This window comes from Lactococcus sp. LG1074 (assembly GCF_017309525.1).
Taxonomy (GTDB): Bacteria; Bacillota; Bacilli; order Lactobacillales; family Streptococcaceae; genus Lactococcus; species Lactococcus petauri.
This window is the reverse complement of record NZ_CP071293.1, coordinates 186,324-205,692: the sequence shown is the minus strand read 5'-3', so window position 1 is coordinate 205,692 and position 19,369 is coordinate 186,324. Positions and strand designations below refer to the sequence as shown.

Sequence of the window (19,369 nt, the reverse complement as noted above, 5' to 3'; positions counted from 1 at the left end):
CTTTCATAACGCACCGATTCGCCATGAAAATACAGCGTACGGTTGTCAACGGTAGCCTTATAACCTTCTATTCAAAAACAATTACTTTTTAATAATCATTTTTATGGCTTGACTTATTTTCTTCTCACGTTCTTTTTCATCGTCACCTTCTAATAGTAGAAGGCAGTTTTGTAAATTTTCAGCTACAATCAGACCGATCAAACTGTCTAAACTTGAACGTACTGCTTTAAGTTGTGTCACTACAGCATCACAATCTTTTTCTTCTTCTAGCATGCGCAACACGCCTTGCAGTTGACCATCAGCTCTTTTCAATCTATTTTTGGTCTTGCTGTCGTAAATTGTTCCCATGTGTATCTCCTCTTTCCTCTCATTATATAGGGCGCCTCATAATTTGTCAAAAAGAGTGTGCTTAGCCCATACACTTCTTGCGTATTATCATTCTAATCTGCTAAAGCAGAAAGAATAGCTAAGGGTTCACCACTCGCTTCGCTCCTTGCGTATTATCATTCTATTCTGCTAAAGCTGAAAGAATGATAATAAAAACTTCAGGTTCGTGGCCTGAAGTTGTTCTATTTTTATAAGAGATGACTTTCACGAATTTCGAAGGCTTCTTGAGCCAGAGAAACAAGTTCTTCAATCAACTCACTGTATGAAAGTCCCATATTTTCCCAGAGCAATGGGTACATTGACCATTGTGTGAATCCTGGAATGGCATTAATTTCATTGAGATAGATATCTCCTTGTTCATCATAGAAAAAGTCACAACGTGAGAGTCCCCCACCATTCATTGCTTGATAAGCTTTCTCTGCATAGTTACGCATTTTCTGTGCGACTTCTGCTGGAATATCTGCAGGAATGGCCATTTCGATTTTATTATCGATGTATTTTGAACGGTAGTCATAAAAATCAACGTCTTTAACGACTTCGCCAGGCAGTGTCGAACGCACTTTGCCCCCATTTCCTAAAACAGCACATTCGATTTCTCGTGCATTAACCCCTTGTTCAATCACCACACGATTATCATATTTATAAGCTTCTGCAAGACCTTCTTCTAGCTCTTCTAAGCTGCTGACTTTAGAAATGCCAACGCTTGAACCCATATTGGCCGGTTTGACAAAAACAGGGAAAGTCAATTTCTCTTGAACTTCTGCATGAATTTTTTCTTGATTTTCATCAGCATATGCCGCAACATAAGGAACTTGCGGTACACCTACAGCACTAAATACATGCTTAGCTAAAAGTTTATCCATTGTACTGCTGGCCGATAAAATATTGGGACCAACATAAGCTAGACGCATAATTTCTAAGAAGCCTTGAATTGAGCCATCTTCGCCCATTGGCCCATGTAAAACAGGGAAAACCACTGCACCTTTTTCATAAATATCCGATGGTGCAACTTTTTGTTCTGACTTGACCGTCTCATTGGTCATTAATTTTTCATTTTCTGCGGGTGTTTCAGTGAATTCTTGTGTTTTAATAAAATCACCAGCTTGACTGATAAAGTAAGTCTTCACTCTAAACTTGTCATAGTTTACTGCACGCATTACGCTTTCAGCTGAAAGAACGGAAACTTCTCGTTCTGCACTTCGACCACCATATAATAAAATCAATGTTTCTTTTGACATAATTTTCTCCACTTAAATTTCCATACGATTTTCAACTGCTTTGGATAGGGTAACTTCATCCGCATACTCAATATCTGAGCCAACTGCAAGGCCACGCGCTAAGCGGGTCACTTTGATTCCAGCGGGTTTAATCATCCGTGAAAGATACATCGCCGTTGCTTCACCATCAGATGTTGCATTTGTCGCGAGAATAACTTCTTCTACTTCACTGTCTCCCATGAGACGAGTTAAGAGACTTTTCACGTTAATCTCATCCGGTCCGATACCATTCATTGGACTAATCGTTCCGTGCAAAACATGATACAGTCCTCTGTATTCGCGGATTTTCTCCATTGCTAAGACATCTTTACTTTCCTCTACAACCAATATGGTTGTGCGATCACGCAGAGGGTCTTCACAGATAGCACAGGGATCACTCTCTGTCAGATTACCGCAAACCGAGCAAAAACGTAAATCACGTTTTGCCGAAATAAGGTTTCGGGCAAATTCATTAACATCTTGATCATCCATACCAATCGTGTGAAAGGCTAGACGTGTTGCTGTTTTTTGCCCGATACCGGGCAGTTTGCTAAAGCTTTCTATAAGTTTAGCGATTGGTTCAGGATAATAGACCATGTGTTCCTTTCTTCTTTCTGTGTGATAAAGTCATAACTATTATACCACACCTTTCGCTCAGAGAATTATCCTCATATTCTGTGGAACTATTCTACCCTGTGAATGTGAGATATTGTGTATTATACCATAACTTAAATTTCTGTACATTTAAGCCTAATGTGCTTTCAAAGAGCAACAATGACTCTCAAAGCAGCAGCAGCTTAGCCTTTTTTTTGTTATAATAAATTTCAATCCTGATAATGATTTACTGAAAGAGGAGTTTCCGATATGGTTGAACAATACACCCTACAATCTAGCGATGAGCAAACTGAACTACATCTGCTTTACTGGCCGCTGGAACATCCAAAGGCGGTAATCCAACTCATTCATGGTATGGCAGAAAACATTGAACGCTACCACGCTTTTGCCCTCTACCTCAATAGTTTGGGATTCGCAGTGGTCGGTCATGACCATTTAGGACATGGGCATTCTGTACAGCAGAAAGAGCCACTTTACGGTTACTTTGGTACCGCTGGTCCCCAGAATGTCCTCTCTGATATTTATAAAGTCAAAACTTGGACAAAGAAAAAGCTCCCCACACTGCCTTATTTCATGATGGGACACAGTATGGGTTCTTTTGCTTTGCGTAACGTTCTGCAAGATTATCCTGTTGATATTCAGGGGGTGATATTTATGGGAACGGGGACAAGTCCTCTCCATTTGAATTTCTTCCTGCCCTTCATTAAGAAAATAAGTCAAAAAAAACCAAAAGTTGTCGCTCCTTTGATAGATAAGCTTGCTTTTGGTAGCTATAGCAAAAAATTCCCTGAAAAAGGGAATTTTAACTGGCTTTCAAAAAATCAAAGTAATGTCTCTTCCTATGAAAATGATCCTCTACTTGGCTTTACGTTTACACGTAATGGTTTTGCGACACTTTTCTCACTAGTCCATAGGGCCAATCAAAAAAACTGGATGTATAATATGCCCGCGGACTTGCCAATTCTAATTATCAGCGGTGCGGCTGATCCGGTCGGCAACTGGGGTAAAGGACCGCAAAAAGTTTATAAGAAACTCCAAAAAGCAGGATTTAAACACCTCAAACTCCAGCTTTTTCCTGAATTACGTCATGAGATTCTCTTTGAGACAGAATATGAAGAGGTCTACCACACTATTGGCGATTGGTTAATGCGACATCTCCCACAATAGATTCTCTAGATTCTCTGATATGCTGCACAATTTCTAGCATAAGAGGGTCTTTTTCTTCTGCATAAGTAATGCTGGTAAAGCTCCGCTGATATTTGTTGCCTAAACTTTGATAAGGCATTCCTTCTGAAATAAAGCGTTTTGAAATTAAAGACACACCTAAGCCAGCTTGAATATGGGCAATAATCATGTCATTATTGTTCATTCTTACCAAGTAACGTGGTTTAAAGCTTTCTTCTTGGAGATATTTCTTGATGTAATGCCCTACACCTGAACCAATTTCTCTTGTAAAAAAAGTTTCGCTCTCTAAGTTACCGGCAAGAACTAATTCATCTTTAAACAGTGGAAAGGCTTCTACCTGCTCACTTGCCAAAGGTTTTTCGATAATGCCAAAATGCAAATCATGATTTTCAACCTTATTAAAAACTTTTTCTGAATCATACATAGATATTTTTAAATCAATCTGATCCAAGTAAGGAACAAGTTTAGGGTATAGCAAAGGCATAATTCCGATGGCTGCACTCTGTGATATCCCAATTTTAAAAGGTTTCTTGGCAAGTGTCGTCTGATTGAGTTCAGATTGTAAGTTTTCCCAGTCTTGAACATACTGGACTGCTTTCTTATACAGCAATTTTGCTGCTTCTGTAGGAATGACTTCGCGGTTCTTTCCGCGAATGAAAAGCGAATTGCCCACTTCTTCTTCTAATTTCTTTATCCTGACCGTCACTGTGGGTTGGGAAATAAACAAGTACTGCCCTGCTTTGGTAAAACTCCGCGTTTCATATATGGCGATGAAGGTTTCAAACAGTGAAAACATTATATCTCCTTTATTTTTTTATTACTTTTTTCTATTACTATAATTACAATAATTCATTTTACAAATTAAATCAAGTGTTTTATACTTAAAGCAGTGCTTGAACTGTTAGTTTCACTAAAGTTCATACTCAATAATCATGTAAATACTAGGAGTTCTCGATGAAACAAATGTTTTTAAATTTTTTGAAAAAAATCCCTATCCCTATTTGCGGTCTAATTTTAGGTATGGTCTCCTTGGGAAATCTACTTTATTCCAAAGGATTCACCTTTCTAGGAAATACTTTTGACCTTGTTGGTCTCTTTTTTATGTTTCTGATCATGTTGAAACTTATTTTTACGATGCGCCATCTGCTGGAAGCTCTTAAAGATCCTATCGTTGGCTCAGTTTCCCCAACTTTCACTATGGCTTGGATGGTCATTTGTGTCTTTCTCAATAGGATTTTCCCCCACTCAAGTCTGGTTTACTTCATTTGGCTGCTTGCTATCTTCCTACATTTTCTCTTGATGGCTTATTTTGTTGCTCTTCACATCTTGCCGCAAAAAGTCGGAATGGTCCATGTCTATCCGAGCTGGTTTATTACCTTTGTAGGCTTGGGTGTTATCCCCAATACAGCAACAGTATTTAATCTAGAAATCGGCCGTATCGTACTTTGGCCTGCGCTCCTCTTCTACTTTATATTGCTCCCGATTATTACACATCGTATCTTTATTTTCAAAAAAATGCATGAGTCGACGCTTCCACTCATCACCATCCTTACAGCTCCAGGTTCTCTCTGTTTAGCAGCCTACCTTACTGTGACAGAAAGCAAGTCAAATCTTTTTGTTTTCGGTTTATTCCTGCTTTCACAGTTGATTTATCTTGCAACTGTGGTCCTCGTTATTCCTTTGCTCCGTCTACCTTTTTACCCAAGCTACGCTGCCTTTACCTTCCCTTTGGTTATTTCTGCTACTGCAGTTCATCTTATGGCTCAAAGTTATCCGGCCTTCACAGCCTTACTTACTCCTCTCTCTGTGATAGAACTTGTAATTGCCTTCTTCGCAGTTACTTACGTTTTGATTCGTTATAGCTACTTTTTAGTCAAAAAAGCTTAAATTAAAACCAACTCTCATTGAGCTGGTTTTTTATTTTATTTAAAATGATACATAGAGTTATAGAGGTTAGTAATCTCACGTGTAATATTTTGACCAATCTTCGAGGTCACACCACCTTCTTTAACCGTAGTTTGCGGAACCATAACACCGATAGAAATTTGTGGGTTTTCGGTTGGTGCATAAGCGACAACATTGTTTACTGTTACGGGTACACTTGTGCCATCTGGGGCCACATATGTTACTTCGGCAGTACCTGTTTTAGCAGAAATAGAAACTTCAGCACCTTGTGAAGGGCGCATGTAGTAACCTGTAGCACCGATTTGCCCATTTACAAAGTCATTCCCGTGAACGACTTGATACATACCATTATGTAGGACATCCATGTTTTCTGGGGTGATATTTACTTTGTCCATGATTTTCGGCGTGATATTTTTAACAAGTTTACCCATTCCTCCTTCAGAGTTGGTTTCATAGATACCGTCCACAATATGCGGTGCTAAACGCTCACCATTATTTGCCAAGGTCATACCGTATGTTGCAAGTTGAAGTGGTGTATAGGTATCAAACTGACCGAAAGATTCCATGAGCAAGTCAGAAACTGTTATCTCATTTGCATCTCTAATGAAGCCTGGTATTTCTCCAGGAATATCAAATCCTGTTGTTGTTCCCATTCCATAGGAAGCAAAGGCTTCACGTAGCTTTTTGAAGGCAGCTACACGGTCTGTACCATCAACAGCCATGTTAGGAACGTAAGGTTGGCCTAGCAACTTGAGTGCTATTTGAACCATATATGTATTAGAAGAATATTCTAGGGCTTGGACAGCATTAATTGGAAGGATGCCATTGGTAAACCATGATTCGATCAAACTTGACCCTGCTATCTGGATAGGCATATCATTGAGAATTTGATTACCGGCAATAACATTGGCATTCCAGCCAGCTGTCAGCGTTGCTGGCTTAACTACCGAACCAGGAACAAAAGCATCTTGGAAGGTGCCGTTAGTGTTACTTTGCATTGCCCCTGTTGTTTCGTCGCGTTTAAGTCCCGACAAGGCTAAAACCGCGCCCGTCTTAGAGTCCAACACAACAGCATATGCGCCCTGCGAATAAGTCCCAAAACCATCCGCGATCATATTGTTCATTTCGGTTTCCAAAATCTTATCAACAGCATCTTGGAATTTCAAATCGATCGTAAGTTTGAGATTATCTCCCTTGCTCCCTTTTTGTTTCACTTCCGTTCCAGTGACATTGCCTTGCTTATCGGTCAATACGTTACTAATCGTATGTGTCCCTTGCAAGTACTTTTCATAGCCCTTTTCTAAAAAGGCAGTCCCGACACGGTCATTGCGTTGGAAACCTTCTTTAAGGTACTCGTCCAGCATATCTTCTGGGATACCTTGTTTCTGAGTCGTTACCGTACCTAATATAGGCTTAAGCGCTGTATCCGCATATTTGCGGTTCCAGCTGGTTCCTACAGAAATCCCCTGCAGTTCGCCCTCATGTTCTCCAATATAAGCCTGCTGTTCTGCTGTAAGATTACTTGTTGTAATAATCGTTGTATTAAAGATAGTTGTTGAATTCATTTCTTTAAAGAGCTTGACTGCAAACATTTGCTGCTCATTAAAGTTAATATCCGCCTCGGTTACCTTACTGAGTTGGACATTATAAATTTCAGAACCTGAAAGCGAATTCCCCTTCTCATCTGTTTTTTCTTCCTTGGTCAGACTTTTAGCAATTTTCTCCAAGTTGTTGGCATCAGCCAAAAAATAATCCTTTTTATCTCGCTCGGTAATTTGTTTAAAATCATTATCTAAAGTTAAGATGCCAGCAAGACGGTCCGCAATTTTACGCATATCATCTGCTGTCGTATTTTGCCCGCGCGTATACTCGATCGCTTCAACAGGTTCTGTTGTCGCTAAAGGAACACCTTTCGCGTCATAAATATTCCCACGAGGTGCGCCTTGAACGATTTGTAGCGAGCCTGCGCCCCCTGCTTGTTTACTTTCATAAAAGCTCTGATTCATGATTTGCATGTGGTACAGCTTACCAATCAAAACTAAAAAGAGAACCGTGATGACAAAAAAGAGAAGCTTAACGCGCCCAGATGCCAACATGGTTGGGTTTTTTAATAACTTACGTGTTTTATCTTTTTTTCCGTTTAATTCGTTTCGTGTTTTTCTTTTCTCAGACATGGAACCCTATCCTAATTTTAACTCGTCATATTTATACCTAAACATTTTACCACAATAAGCTGTATTTTACCTTACATTTTTTAAAGAAAAGAAAAAACCTGCTTGATGCAGGTCTTATCGTATTATTTATGCTTGTTTTGGTGCAAGGTAGTATTCCTTAACAAGGTTCAAATTATCATCAAATTCGAACACGAGTGGTGGGAAGTTAGGGATTTCAACATCCATGATTTCATCATCTGAAAGCTGTTTGATATGTTTTACCAATGCGCGGATTGAGTTACCGTGTGCACCAACGAATACGTTTTTACCGTCTTTCAATGCTGGAGCGATTTGATCTTCCCAGAATGGCAATGAACGTTCAAGTGTAACTTTGAGGTTTTCAGCATCAGGGATAAGGCTATCTTCAAGGTTAGCATAACGACGGTCAGCATGTGCTGAGTACTCATCATCACGTGGCATTGCTGGTGGCAATACATCATATGAACGACGCCAGATGTGAACTTGCTCATCACCGTGTTTTGCAGCAGCGTCAGCTTTGTTCAAGCCAGTCAAACCGCCGTAGTGACGTTCGTTCAAGCGCCAAGTTTTTACAACTGGTACCCAAAGTTGGTCAGAGTATTCAAGTGCATAGTTTGTAGTTTTGATCGCACGTTTCAATACAGAAGTGTACGCGATATCAAATTCGATACCTGCAGCTTTGATGAGTTTACCTGCATCAATTGCTTGTTGTGTTCCGTTTTCTGAAAGGTCCACGTCAGCCCAACCTGTGAAAAGGTTAGCCAAGTTCCATTCTGATTCACCGTGACGTGCAAAAACTAATTTTACCATTATGTGAGTTCTCCTATGTTAAATGTTTTACAAAATTTGTATACTGCTCTATTTTACACTAATTTTCATATTTTTTCTAGCCTAGACTCTAGGCTGGCTAAAACTTATAATTTTCAAAATAAACTTCTAAACTGCGCTTGTAAGACTTGGCTGCATCTGTTAAAAGTTGACCTTTTTGTTTAACCAAAATCAAGCTGTTTACATTATCTCCATCCATTGGAATAACCGTGACATTGTGTACACTTTCCTTATCAATAAATCCTAAACCTGTCGCATAAGCATCTGTACGCTCCAAGATACCATTTAAGGTTGCACGGTCGGTCACATTATAAATAAAAGTATTTTCAAAAGTTTCCACAAGGTCTTCCGAGTAGTAAAGAAATTGTTCATTTTCTTGAGTGAAGCGAACACGGTCTAAAGCTTTCAAATCACTGGTTTTGATGCTTTTCTTACGTGTCAAAGGATGATTTTTACGTAAATAAATATGTGTTTGTGAAATAAAAAGCTCTTCATAATCTAGCTCCAGCTTATCCAGCATACGGAGAATACCAGAACGATTATGCTTATTCAAGTACACAACACCAAGCTCGCTATGCCCTTGAGCCACTTCTTGTAAAATATTATAAGTCGTTGATTCAAAGACACGAAAATTCTTGATTTCAGGATTTTTCTTTGAAAATTCAACACCTACAGGAGCAAGAAAATCATAGTGCTGGCTTGCAACTGAAAAATGTCGTTCGGCTTCTTTCGGCTTTGCATATTTCGACTCAAAAGCTTCAAAGTCTCGTAAAATCGCTTGCGCTTGCTCATAGAAACGTTCACCTTCAATCGTCAAGCTGGCTCCTGTGTTTGTCCGTTCAAAAATTTGGAAATTAAGCTCTTGCTCCAAATCCTTCACCGCAATTGACATAGATGGCTGACTCACAAAGAGCTGCTCACTCGCCTCACGAAAGGTTCCACTGTTAGCGATAGCCACAACATAACGAAGCTGTTTGATGTTCATTTTTGCACTCCTTGATATTTCTTTAGCATTAATTAATAAATACTATTTCCGGGAACTCTTTTCACTCTCCCTTTTCGGTTTCCCACTAAGGGTGAAACCCGCCGCAACATTAAAAAAAGCCTATAGTTCAATTATACACTATTGACTAGGCTTTTTATTTTATTTTATGACTTAGTTTGCTCTTTTTTCGACATCTGCACGTTTCCAAAGGACACATTGATATTTTTCACACCAGAAGACATCTTCTTCTTTTTTCTTCACATGACTAAGCTGAAAAGTAAAGAGGTCGTCGACTTTAGTTGCCAGAATCTCTGCTAATTTAAAAGCTAGCAGAAGTTCGGGATCGTATTTATCATTTTCGATAGCATTGACGGTTTGTCGACTCACGTGAGCGATGCGCGCCAAATCTTCTTGAGAAAGTTTTTGAGCTTGTCTAAATTCACGAATTCTGTTTTCCATGCTTCCTCCTGATGATTTTGTTAAATCTGTGTTACTTTTACTATTTAATCATCTTTTGAGGCATTTTGCAATATTTTTTTCCCAAAAGTCACTGATTCCTAAGCGTTTTTCTCGTCTTTTACACAAACCAAACGATAAATGGCATCTGTGTAGATTTCAATAGCTTTATAAAGTTCTTCAAGCTTTATATGCTCATCTGTTTGGTGCATAGTAAATGCAGAATCAGGGAAAAGAGCCCCATAAGCTACACCGCGTTTCATTAATCGCCCATATGTTCCACCACCTACTGTTTGTGGTGGACTGTCATCACCCGTGTGTTCGCGATAAGTACTCAAAAGCACTTGCACTAACGGATCTTCTGGTGAAAGATAGTGCGGTTGGTAGTTAATAAGCGCACTAATGCTTACTTTCTGGATAAAAGCAGTCAAATGCTTACTAAGTCGTTCTTGGATATCTTGCTCTGTCAAACCTTTCGGGTGACGGATATTGAGTGCAATCTTATTTTCCTGTCCATCCTCTGCAAAGTGAAAGACAGAAGGATTGACCGACAGTTTACCCATGTCCTCATCTTCATAAGCAATTCCAATATTCTTTCCTTCAAAATCTTGGTGAAGCTTCTGACCAGCCACTTCTAGAAACTTTTGTGCATCTGCTCCAAAATCATATGCAGCAAGGAACTTGGCTAAATATGTTGCAGCATTTTCTCCAATTTCTGGTGTGGAACTGTGTGCTGATTTCCCTTTAATTTGTAAGGAAGTTTTTGCTCCTGTTTTCGCAAATCTTCCTTCCAACCTGTTCTTCTCCAGGTATTTTTCAAAATCGACTTTCAAGTCGAGAGGACTCGTAATCAAAGTCTTAGCCTCTTCTGGCACACAATTTTCTTGTATGCCACTCCTAAAATCATGGAGAATAAAGTCACCGTCATTTTTATGTCCAAAGTGCAGATACTCGGTAAGATTACTTTTTTCACCATTAACTACCGGAAAGCGTGCATCTGGTGAGAAGCCAAAATCTGGCAATTGTACTTTGGGAAGGTAATAAGCCATATCCTTCCATCCACTCTCTTCATCAGTTCCAATAATAAAGTTTACTTTTTTATAGAAAGGTACACCAGCCTCTTTCAAAATTTTCAAAGCATAATAGGTGGCCAGTGCAGGTCCTTTATTATCTAGAACACCGCGAGCATACAATCGTCCTTCTCTAAGTGTTGGTTCGTAAGGAGGATTTGTCCAGCCTTGACCTGCTGGAACAACATCAGCATGAACAAAAATCCCCAATGTTTCTTCTCCTTGACCATAATGTACTTCTCCAACATAATTCTCAAAATTTGCTGTTTTGAAACCATCTTTGTGGGCAATCTTTAGAAACTCCAGCATAGCAAGACTCGGTCCTGGACCAAAAGGAAATTCTCCGTTAGCCTCTTCATCATTTCGCTCAGAGTTTATTTTTAGTAACGCAATTAAGTCTTGCAAAAAGACCTCTTTACGTTTTTCTACTTCACTTTTAAAATCAATCGTCATGCACTGTCCCCCAGTTTACATCATTTATGGGTCACGCTCTTTGCCCATGTATCACCAATAACCTGAACCAAAAGAACCAAAATCAGGATAAGTAAGGTTGCCAAGAAGGTCACATCATTAGAAAAGCGATTGTAGCCATATGCGATGGCTGTGTTTCCTAATCCTCCTGCTCCAATCGCACCCGCCATAGCTGTTAAACCAATCAAGGAAATAATCGTAACGGTAGATACCCGAATCAAACTACCAAGTTCTTCACGAAGATAAACTGTAAAGACGATATCCCAGAAATTAGCGCCTACAGTCTGTGCTGCTTCGACCGTCCCTTTATTTACACTTTCTAAAGCAACTTGAACTTGACGTGCATAAAAAGGAAAGACACCAAGTGTCAAAGGGACCAAAGCTGCTGTTGTTCCAATCTGTGTACCCACAATTTTTTGAGTGACAGGAGCAATAATAGCAAGTAAAACGATAAAGGGTACTGCACGGAAAATTGATGTAAACTTATCCAAAAAAGAGTAAAGTGCACGATGAGGCGTAATCCCTCCTTCGTTAGTCACAACAAGAGCGACACCAAATACCAGTCCAAGAAGCCCACCAAAAAGCCCTGACCAAAAAACCATAAAGAGTGTTTCTATGATTGAAGTCACCCAACCTGTATCTCCGTGTAAACCTAAGGCTACAACATTTGGAAAATGTTCTGTAAACCATGCTGTCATTTATTTCACCTGCGCTTTCAATACTGTAAACTCAATATTTTGGCCTGCCAAATATTCTTTAGCAGCCAAACGATTTTCTTCTGTTCCTTTTAGAGACACGACTAAAGAACCAAAACGTGTATTTTGTAGAACCTCAACATTCCCATAGAAGATATTCGTTGAAACATCAAATTTGCGGGTAATTTCCGACATAGCTGGTTCTCCTGATTGATTGCCATAATAAGACAAATAGATCAGTTCTTCATCGTCTGCCAAGTCACTGAATGTATCATTTTCAGTCAATGAATGAATAAAACGAGAGACATTCGATGTGGTATCGATGAATTGTTGTGTCAGTTGCTCTTGAGGATGGGCAAAGATTTCTAAAAGGTTATTTTGCTCAATCACTTCACCATTCTGCATAACTGCAACTTTATTGGCGATTTCTTTCACGACATGCATTTCATGAGTAATTAAAACGATAGTGAGACCCAAACGTTTTTGGAGATCCTTCAACAAGTCCAAAATTTGATTAGTTGTTTTTGGATCCAAAGCAGATGTTCCTTCATCAGAAATCAAAATTTCGGGATCATTCGCCAAGGCACGCGCAATAGCTACACGTTGCTTTTGTCCACCTGATAATTGGGCTGGGTACTTTTCTTCAAACTCTGACAAACTAACAAGATTAAGCAAGTCACGAATTTTTTCTTCCTTCTGTTTATCAGATAAAGGGCTATGTAAAAGCGCAAATTCGATATTTTCAAAAACCGTTTTTTCATTAAGGAGGTTGAAATGTTGGAAAATCATTCCGATTTTTTGACGTTCTTTACGGAGCTCTGCCGTCTTAATTTTAGCTTGATCCTTACCATCAGCTCCCGCTTTAAAAAGAACCTTGCCATTGACTTTCACCTCACCAGCACTTGGTTTTTGCAGAAGATTAATCGTACGGACAATCGTTGACTTGCCAGCACCTGAGTAGCCGATAATTCCAAAAATATCGCCTTTTTCGATATGGATTGTTGTATCTTTGACTGCATCCACCTTATTTTTCTTGGTCTCATAGGAAACTCTGATATTATTTAGTTCAATAATTGCCATCTTCTTCTCCACTATTTATGATTATTTCAATTTCAAATTCCAAGCAGGAATTGTTCCTTTTTCAGGGTACAATTTTGCAAATAATTCTTCTGTTTCTTTGGTTTGATAGGCTTTAACGACATCTTTGTAAAGTTGATTGTCTTTATCGTCTTTTCGTGCCACAATAATGTTAATCCATTGTTTTGAATTTTCATTTAAAGGTTCTGTTGCAATAACTTCCTTGTTTGTCAAACCTGCAGGAACTGAAAAGTCATTATTTACAACTGCTGCATCAACTGAAGACAGGGCTGAAGCTGTTTGCGACCCGTCCAATTCTTTGATCGTCAAATCTTTTGGATTTTCAGTAATATCTTTAACTGTGGCCAAAGCTCCAGCCTTTGTATCTAACTTAATCAAGCCAGCACTTTCTAAAACGTAAAGGGCTCGACTTTCGTTAGAGGTATCATTAGGTACCGCAATTGTTCCTTTATTAGGAATCTCCTTCACATCTGTATGTTTCTTCGAGTAAAGACGAATTGGTGAAACTAAGATATCGCCAATGGGTTGTAAATCAGCATTATTGGCATCATTCCATTCTTTAAGGAAAGCGTAATGTTGGAATGCATTAATGTCCACATCACCATTTACCAAGGCTGTATTGGGTTGGTTATAGTCCGTGAAGCGGACAAATTTGAGATTGATACCGTATTCATCTTTTGCCGTCTTCGCTACCGAATCCCAAATCTCAGTACTCTCTTTTGAACCTGACATAATACCGACCTTAACGGTTTTATCTTCAGCAACATCCTTCTTGAAGAATGAGAAGTAGCCGATAAGTACGACAACGACGAGCGCTACCACAGCAATAATTTTGTTTCTTGTTTTCTTTTTCATAATAAGTCTCCCCTTTATTAACAATAATAATAACAGTATAGTCAAAAACAAAAAAATAATCCGCCTCTATAAATAGAAACGAATTATCGTGGTACCATTCTAATTTCACGTAAAATACCAAAAAAGGATGTCTTACGTCTTGCTAATTATCTTTGGTGACAAGCAAGACTGCCCCAAAAATAATGTGTTCAATAACGAGAACCACTCCGTTAACAGTTTATTTAGAAAGTAAACTCACTGTTACGCGATTTCTAGGCCATTTTCAAAGTTTCCATTAGTCTTGCTCTCACTAGCTGCAAGCTCCCTGTGCTAACTTTCGCTTTTACTCTCCTAGTCGCTTTCTTTGCTTTTTGACTATGAATTTATTCTATCAAATTTATTTTCGGTTAGCTTTACAAATTTTTAATGTCCACTTTTAAAATAATAAAACCCTCATCCAAAGATGAGGGTTAATCGGTCATAATCCGCTATTAACATTTGTGGCTAAAGCCCTAACTGTTTGACGGAAAGTCCTATTGGAATTTTCCTAGGCGTATTAAGATTATAGATACATGATTTTGAACAAAGCGACAGCGGCAAGTGCTGCAAGGATAGGTGCTGTAACAGGTACCCATGAATACCACCATTTACTGTCCCCTTTGTTTTCACCTAAAATAGATTTTGGTAAAAGTGAGTGCAAGATACGTGGGCCAAGGTCACGTGCTGGGTTCAAACCAGGACCTGTAGGTCCTCCAAGTGAAGCAACCAATACGAGCACGAGGAAACCAAGGACAACGTGGCTGATTGCTGCTGATGAAGCTGCACCTGATACTGATGCTGCGATTTGTCCAGTAACATCTGCACTTGTTACATCTGCACCTTGTTGCGATGCGTAGTTTGTCATCCAGTTGATTGATTCAACACCACGATAAAGTTTTGTTAAGCCCATCGCTCCAAAGAAGAGGACGAATGATCCAACAAACTCGTTCAAGAAACCATTAACCAAGGCACCTGTATGTGTAGTGATTGTGCCATCATCAACGTTATCGATTGTTGAGAAAGTTCCTAAAATAGCATTTGGATTTTCTGTTTTGAGATAGTAAGGGCGATAAACCATTACGACGATCAACTGACCAAACATCGCTCCAAGAAGTTGAGCAAGAATATAGAATGGCACTTGTGCCCAAGGGAAAAATCCTGATGCTGCAAGTCCAAGTGTAAAGGCTGGGTTGATTTGAGCTGTGACATTACCTAAAGCTACGGCTGGTAACATTACACCAAGTCCGTAACCCCAAGCGATAATCAACCAAGATTGACCAAAGGCTTTTGTACCTTTAAGTTCAACGTTCGCTACGGCACCATTACCCAAGATAAGCAAAAGGGCAGTACCAATAAATTCAGTGAGATATTTCACTGTCCATGAATAGTCCATGAATTCCTCCAAGTAATAAAAATTAATGACAAAATAAAAACGAGATTAACTAATGTTAAACTCTTTTGTTATACATAGACATTATAGCACGTTTTTTTTATTTTGGCTAAAAAGATGTGAATTCTTGAACAGAAAATTTGTTTGACGAGAGAAAAGGGGAGAAACGGCTTCATGTAAGCGATTGCTCTTGTATTTGAAATTAAAAATAACAATATTTTATAAAGAAAAAAAGACTGAATCCAGTCTTTTTAGCTAATATAATCCTCAAAATATTCTGAGTTGTAAACCATAATCCTGTTATCAATAATATCAATAATTTCTTCCGTTTTAAGATCTCGGATAATACGATTTACGCTATTTCGTGTTGATATGCCACAAAAACCGGCAATGTCTTCATTTGTTACTGGAAAATCAATCAGAATACCGTTTCTTTTCTTTATCCCAAATTCGTTGATTAAGCTATTGATACAGGCGCAAACTGCACCTTTTTTTCCATTGATTGTCATCTTTTGCAAGAGTTCTAAGTTCATGGCTAATCTTCTTTGATAAAAATCATCAACGATGCGGAACAAGGTCAGATCACTCATTACCCATTTCCAAAATTCTTGACGTTGCACGCGATAAAAACTTGCTTTCTCTGACTCGACCCGTACATTGAAAAGAGCTGAGATACCATTTTCTTGCTTTTCTTCGAGCAAGGAAACAAAATCCGGTTCTGTTACATAAGCAATATTAAACTCACGTCCATCCCTCATAATATTGCTGATTTTAGCTACACCTTCTTTAAGTATATACACATAATCTGACTCAATTCCCTGATACATCACGTAGCTATGCCGTCTTTGAGTCACAACATTTACTTCTTTTTCTTCCAGTAATCGCAGTAAATATTCTATAAATTCTTTTGTCATCTTCCTTTTTTATTCATCTACTCCTTTAATACAACAGTTATTATACCACCATTTAAACTTGTTTATTAAAATAATGGCTTCAATTTTATATTAAAGTTTTTCTACTCTCCTTACTTATTTTAAAAAAATGTACATACTTTGTCGCTAACATTTGTTACTCTCTGTCTTAGGCAGAATTTTTTCTAGCTCGCTTCGCTCCCTGCGTATTATCATTCTAATTTGCTAAAGCAAAAAGAATTTAAGGTTGTTCACAACTCGCTTCGCTCCCTACGTATTATCATTCTAATTTGCTAAAGCAAAAAGAATGATAATAAAAAACATGCCTCTAGCATGCCTTTAACATTTTATTCGTCCTCTTGGGTAATTGTACGGACATGGAAGGCAAATTTGCCATTGTCTGTAACCATAAAACCATTATTATCCACAACATGCTGAATGGCTTGATCCATGCTGTCGAACTCTTTTATAATACTGTGCGAATTTGCTTCCCCCATAAAGTTTGGTGTTGCTTTTTCCTCATATGAAGAAATCCCACTGAATTTGAATTTCATAATTATTCTCCTCTCTGTTTTGTTCTTCTTTACTCCTTCATTATAGCACTCTTTTTATCTACTGCTCAAGTAAAGCCTTTTTCTTTTTTGCTTCTTCACGTAAGATATGTGCCAAAGCAGCAAAGGCTCTTTTCTGATATAATGGCTATAATAGTGTATCGAAAGGAAGATATTGCATGAAATTTAATCACTTTTCCATCGTTGAAAAAACCTTTGATGAACAGCTTATTGAGCTGGATCATCTCGGCTTTACTTGGTCTGTTTTTTGGGAAGAAAAGAAAATCCTTAAAAACTTTTTAATGGTTGCACCTGTCGACAGTGAAAGCATTCAAGCGACACCGACAGCCTCTTTCCAAGAATTCCTAACTTCAGATGAAGCACTCACATGGAATATCTTTTGGACGGTGAGTTTGCAATTGTTGGGATTTGTACCTAATTTTGAGTTTCAAGTGGACCAAGCAGAAGCTTTTGCAAAATCTGTAAATCTACCGATGATCGATGAGGAAGCACTCCACAGTGAAAACCTCATCAGCGCACTTTACCTCCTTCTTTGTAGTCGTCGCAAAAACGGGATGACATTGGTTGAACATTGGGTATCTGAAGGTTTGCTTCCTTTAAGCAATACTTACCATTTTTTCAATGACAAATCGCTCGCTACTTTTGATACTGCAAATCTGATACGGGAAACAGTCTGGGTCGAATCTAAAGTCGATACTTATCGTACTGGAAAAAATGATTTGATTAAAGTACAGATTATTCGTCCCGTATTCGAGGGGCAATTGCCAGCAGTCATGACCGCAAGTCCTTACCATCTGGGGATAAATGAAATCGCCAATGACAAACAATTGCACGACATGAATGTATCTTTAGAAGAAAAAGCGCCTGGAAAAATCAAGGTTACAACACAACTTCCTACTCTTCCAGACTACGAAAAAGAACCTGCCCTAGAAGCTACTCCTAAAACACCCACTCAAAAGTTCACGCACGGTTGGACTTATTCACTGAACGATTATTTCTTAGCGCGTGGTTTTGCTTCACTTTATGTTGCCGGTGTCGGAACTTTAGATTCAGATGGTTTCCAAACTTCAGGTGATTACCAACAAATTTATAGTATGACTGCTGCAATTGACTGGCTCAATGGTCGGGCGCGTGCTTTTACTTCTCGCAAGAGAACACAAGAAGTGACTGCAGATTGGGCCAACGGCAAAGTCGCGATGACTGGTAAATCCTACTTGGGTACAATGGCTTATGGTGCAGCAACTACCGGCATTGATGGTCTAGAAGTGATTTTAGCCGAAGCCGGTATTACCTCTTGGTACTCTTATTACCGTGAAAATGGCTTGGTCCGCTCACCAGGCGGCTATCCCGGTGAAGATTTAGATGTTTTAGCAGCATTGACTTATTCGCGTAATCTTCAAGGTGCTGACTTCCTTGCGCATAATACGCAATATGAAGCTCACCTTTCTCAAATGCTTGAGTCTCTTGAGCGATCCACCGGCGATTATAACCAATATTGGCACGATAGAAACTATTTGCCACAGGCAAAAAATACCAAGGCAGATGTTCTGATTGTGCATGGTTTACAAGACTGGAATGTTACACCAGATCAAGCCTATCATTTTTGGCAAGCTCTGCCGAAAGAAACGGTTAAACACGCCTTCTTACACCGCGGTGCTCATATTTATATGAACAATTGGCAATCCATCGACTTTAGCGAAACCATCAACAGTTATTTCACCGCTAAGCTCTTAGATCGCAAGTTGACTTTGAACTTACCTCCTCTTGTTTTACAAGAAAATGGCAAAGCCCAAAGTTGGACAGGGGTAGCCGACTGGGGCAGTGCAGAAACGGTTAAATTGCCACTTGGCAAAACAGCAGCTTCTATCCTAAAATTTGACAATCATTACGATGAAGAGATTTTTAAGGCTTACAGCAAAGATTTCCATACTTTCAAAAAAGATTTGTATGAAGGCAAAGCTCAAACAGCTGTGGTTGACTTAGAAGTAGCAGAAGACATGATGGTGAACGGTCAAGTCGAGCTGAACCTCAAAATCAAAGTCAATGACAGTAAAGCCCTTCTCTCTGCGCAACTTCTTGACTTTGGTAACAAGAAACGCCTCTCAGAAAACGCACAAACTCTGGACTTGAAAGCTCTGGACCGTGGCCGTAATTTTATGCTGGAAAATCTGATGGAGATTCCTCTGGTGGATAGCCCTTATCAACTTATGACTAAAGGCTTCCTCAATCTGCAAAACCGTGAGGATTTGCTTACAATCAGTCCTGTCGAGGAAAACGAGTGGCTGACCGTAAACCTTAAACTTCAGCCGACGCTTCATCAGCTGGAAAAAGGTGACAAGCTCCGTCTCTTGCTTTACAGTACAGACTTCGAACATACCGTACGAGATAATCGTGAGATGACTTATGAAGTAGACCTTGGTTCGTCTAAGATTATTCTCCCTGTAAGTAACAAATAAAAGAAAAATACTCAAGTTTAAAGA

Annotated in this window: 18 protein-coding genes; 3 read left to right on the top strand and 15 right to left on the bottom strand. The window is 39.0% G+C overall.

Annotation, left to right across the window (positions count from 1 at the left end):
• Positions 1-81: 81 nt before the first annotated feature.
• From J0J36_RS01040 to recR, 3 genes are all read right to left on the bottom strand, one after another.
• A complete protein-coding gene (locus J0J36_RS01040; RefSeq protein ID WP_003133815.1) occupies positions 82-348 on the bottom strand; it encodes a metal-sensitive transcriptional regulator in 267 nt (88 codons plus the stop codon).
• 227 nt (positions 349-575) lie between these two features.
• On the bottom strand, positions 576-1,625 hold the full coding sequence (locus J0J36_RS01035; protein WP_019291404.1) for a D-alanine--D-alanine ligase: 1,050 nt from the start codon (positions 1,623-1,625) through the stop codon (positions 576-578).
• Between the two features lie 12 nt (positions 1,626-1,637).
• Positions 1,638-2,240 (bottom strand): recombination mediator RecR, encoded by a 603-nt coding sequence (recR, locus tag J0J36_RS01030; protein ID WP_017368792.1) that lies wholly within the window; start codon positions 2,238-2,240, stop codon positions 1,638-1,640.
• A gap of 267 nt (positions 2,241-2,507) precedes the next feature.
• Here recR and J0J36_RS01025 point away from each other — a divergent pair, with 267 nt between their 5' ends.
• Positions 2,508-3,425, top strand: a complete 918-nt coding sequence (locus J0J36_RS01025) for an alpha/beta fold hydrolase (RefSeq protein WP_153924379.1) — start codon at positions 2,508-2,510, stop codon at positions 3,423-3,425.
• Here J0J36_RS01025 and J0J36_RS01020 read toward each other — a convergent pair.
• On the bottom strand, positions 3,388-4,239 hold the full coding sequence (locus J0J36_RS01020) for a LysR family transcriptional regulator (RefSeq protein WP_019291406.1): 852 nt from the start codon (positions 4,237-4,239) through the stop codon (positions 3,388-3,390). The genes J0J36_RS01025 and J0J36_RS01020 overlap by 38 nt on opposite strands.
• Positions 4,240-4,397: 158 nt before the next feature.
• Between J0J36_RS01020 and J0J36_RS01015 the strand changes: the two genes are divergently transcribed.
• Entirely contained in the window at positions 4,398-5,330 is a 933-nt protein-coding gene (locus tag J0J36_RS01015; protein ID WP_019291407.1) for a TDT family transporter, read from the top strand.
• Positions 5,331-5,365: 35 nt separating this feature from the next.
• On the opposite strand, the gene J0J36_RS01010 is transcribed toward J0J36_RS01015, so the two are convergent.
• The 11 genes from J0J36_RS01010 to J0J36_RS00960 all read right to left on the bottom strand — a co-directional run bounded on the left by J0J36_RS01010 (position 5,366) and on the right by J0J36_RS00960 (position 16,871).
• Positions 5,366-7,522 (bottom strand): penicillin-binding transpeptidase domain-containing protein, encoded by a 2,157-nt coding sequence (locus J0J36_RS01010; RefSeq protein WP_019335974.1) that lies wholly within the window; start codon positions 7,520-7,522, stop codon positions 5,366-5,368.
• Positions 7,523-7,648: 126 nt separating this feature from the next.
• Complete coding sequence (locus J0J36_RS01005) at positions 7,649-8,350, bottom strand: phosphoglycerate mutase (protein WP_003133801.1); 702 nt, start codon at positions 8,348-8,350, stop codon at positions 7,649-7,651.
• 97 nt (positions 8,351-8,447) lie between these two features.
• The gene (locus tag J0J36_RS01000) at positions 8,448-9,353 is read right to left on the bottom strand and encodes a LysR family transcriptional regulator (RefSeq protein WP_003133799.1); all 906 of its coding nucleotides are present in this window, start codon (positions 9,351-9,353) and stop codon (positions 8,448-8,450) included.
• Positions 9,354-9,524: 171 nt separating this feature from the next.
• On the bottom strand, positions 9,525-9,812 hold the full coding sequence (locus J0J36_RS00995; protein WP_153924376.1) for a helix-turn-helix transcriptional regulator: 288 nt from the start codon (positions 9,810-9,812) through the stop codon (positions 9,525-9,527).
• A gap of 98 nt (positions 9,813-9,910) precedes the next feature.
• Positions 9,911-11,332, bottom strand: a complete 1,422-nt coding sequence (gene pepV, locus J0J36_RS00990) for a dipeptidase PepV (RefSeq protein ID WP_019291409.1) — start codon at positions 11,330-11,332, stop codon at positions 9,911-9,913.
• A gap of 20 nt (positions 11,333-11,352) precedes the next feature.
• The gene (locus J0J36_RS00985; RefSeq protein ID WP_003133796.1) at positions 11,353-12,048 is read right to left on the bottom strand and encodes a methionine ABC transporter permease; all 696 of its coding nucleotides are present in this window, start codon (positions 12,046-12,048) and stop codon (positions 11,353-11,355) included.
• Positions 12,049-13,125: a methionine ABC transporter ATP-binding protein gene (locus J0J36_RS00980; RefSeq protein ID WP_019291411.1), complete on the bottom strand. Its 1,077-nt coding sequence runs from the start codon at positions 13,123-13,125 to the stop codon at positions 12,049-12,051.
• 21 nt (positions 13,126-13,146) lie between these two features.
• Positions 13,147-13,998 carry a MetQ/NlpA family ABC transporter substrate-binding protein gene (locus J0J36_RS00975; RefSeq protein ID WP_019291412.1) on the bottom strand — a complete coding sequence of 284 codons (852 nt, stop codon included), beginning with the start codon at positions 13,996-13,998 and terminating at the stop codon, positions 13,147-13,149.
• Positions 13,999-14,539: 541 nt separating this feature from the next.
• Entirely contained in the window at positions 14,540-15,409 is an 870-nt protein-coding gene (gla, locus tag J0J36_RS00970; protein ID WP_003133793.1) for an aquaglyceroporin Gla, read from the bottom strand.
• A 248-nt stretch (positions 15,410-15,657) separates the two neighbouring features.
• Positions 15,658-16,320: a Crp/Fnr family transcriptional regulator gene (locus J0J36_RS00965; RefSeq protein ID WP_019291413.1), complete on the bottom strand. Its 663-nt coding sequence runs from the start codon at positions 16,318-16,320 to the stop codon at positions 15,658-15,660.
• Positions 16,321-16,664: 344 nt separating this feature from the next.
• Positions 16,665-16,871, bottom strand: coding sequence for a hypothetical protein (locus tag J0J36_RS00960; protein WP_019291414.1), 207 nt, complete (start codon positions 16,869-16,871; stop codon positions 16,665-16,667).
• 176 nt (positions 16,872-17,047) lie between these two features.
• Here J0J36_RS00960 and J0J36_RS00955 point away from each other — a divergent pair, with 176 nt between their 5' ends.
• Positions 17,048-19,345: a Xaa-Pro dipeptidyl-peptidase gene (locus J0J36_RS00955; protein WP_046400893.1), complete on the top strand. Its 2,298-nt coding sequence runs from the start codon at positions 17,048-17,050 to the stop codon at positions 19,343-19,345.
• Positions 19,346-19,369 lie beyond the last annotated feature (24 nt).

What these genes read in the sequence shown, in the direction of transcription:
- J0J36_RS01040 (WP_003133815.1), bottom strand. Translation starts at nt 348, where the DNA reads ATGGGAACAATTTACGACAGCAAGACCAAAAATAGATTGAAAAGAGCT.
- J0J36_RS01035 (WP_019291404.1), bottom strand. Translation starts at nt 1,625, where the DNA reads ATGTCAAAAGAAACATTGATTTTATTATATGGTGGTCGAAGTGCAGAA.
- recR (WP_017368792.1), bottom strand. Translation starts at nt 2,240, where the DNA reads ATGGTCTATTATCCTGAACCAATCGCTAAACTTATAGAAAGCTTTAGC.
- J0J36_RS01025 (WP_153924379.1), top strand. Translation starts at nt 2,508, where the DNA reads ATGGTTGAACAATACACCCTACAATCTAGCGATGAGCAAACTGAACTA.
- J0J36_RS01020 (WP_019291406.1), bottom strand. Translation starts at nt 4,239, where the DNA reads ATGTTTTCACTGTTTGAAACCTTCATCGCCATATATGAAACGCGGAGT.
- J0J36_RS01015 (WP_019291407.1), top strand. Translation starts at nt 4,398, where the DNA reads ATGAAACAAATGTTTTTAAATTTTTTGAAAAAAATCCCTATCCCTATT.
- J0J36_RS01010 (WP_019335974.1), bottom strand. Translation starts at nt 7,522, where the DNA reads ATGTCTGAGAAAAGAAAAACACGAAACGAATTAAACGGAAAAAAAGAT.
- J0J36_RS01005 (WP_003133801.1), bottom strand. Translation starts at nt 8,350, where the DNA reads ATGGTAAAATTAGTTTTTGCACGTCACGGTGAATCAGAATGGAACTTG.
- J0J36_RS01000 (WP_003133799.1), bottom strand. Translation starts at nt 9,353, where the DNA reads ATGAACATCAAACAGCTTCGTTATGTTGTGGCTATCGCTAACAGTGGA.
- J0J36_RS00995 (WP_153924376.1), bottom strand. Translation starts at nt 9,812, where the DNA reads ATGGAAAACAGAATTCGTGAATTTAGACAAGCTCAAAAACTTTCTCAA.
- pepV (WP_019291409.1), bottom strand. Translation starts at nt 11,332, where the DNA reads ATGACGATTGATTTTAAAAGTGAAGTAGAAAAACGTAAAGAGGTCTTT.
- J0J36_RS00985 (WP_003133796.1), bottom strand. Translation starts at nt 12,048, where the DNA reads ATGACAGCATGGTTTACAGAACATTTTCCAAATGTTGTAGCCTTAGGT.
- J0J36_RS00980 (WP_019291411.1), bottom strand. Translation starts at nt 13,125, where the DNA reads ATGGCAATTATTGAACTAAATAATATCAGAGTTTCCTATGAGACCAAG.
- J0J36_RS00975 (WP_019291412.1), bottom strand. Translation starts at nt 13,998, where the DNA reads ATGAAAAAGAAAACAAGAAACAAAATTATTGCTGTGGTAGCGCTCGTC.
- gla (WP_003133793.1), bottom strand. Translation starts at nt 15,409, where the DNA reads ATGGACTATTCATGGACAGTGAAATATCTCACTGAATTTATTGGTACT.
- J0J36_RS00965 (WP_019291413.1), bottom strand. Translation starts at nt 16,320, where the DNA reads ATGACAAAAGAATTTATAGAATATTTACTGCGATTACTGGAAGAAAAA.
- J0J36_RS00960 (WP_019291414.1), bottom strand. Translation starts at nt 16,871, where the DNA reads ATGAAATTCAAATTCAGTGGGATTTCTTCATATGAGGAAAAAGCAACA.
- J0J36_RS00955 (WP_046400893.1), top strand. Translation starts at nt 17,048, where the DNA reads ATGAAATTTAATCACTTTTCCATCGTTGAAAAAACCTTTGATGAACAG.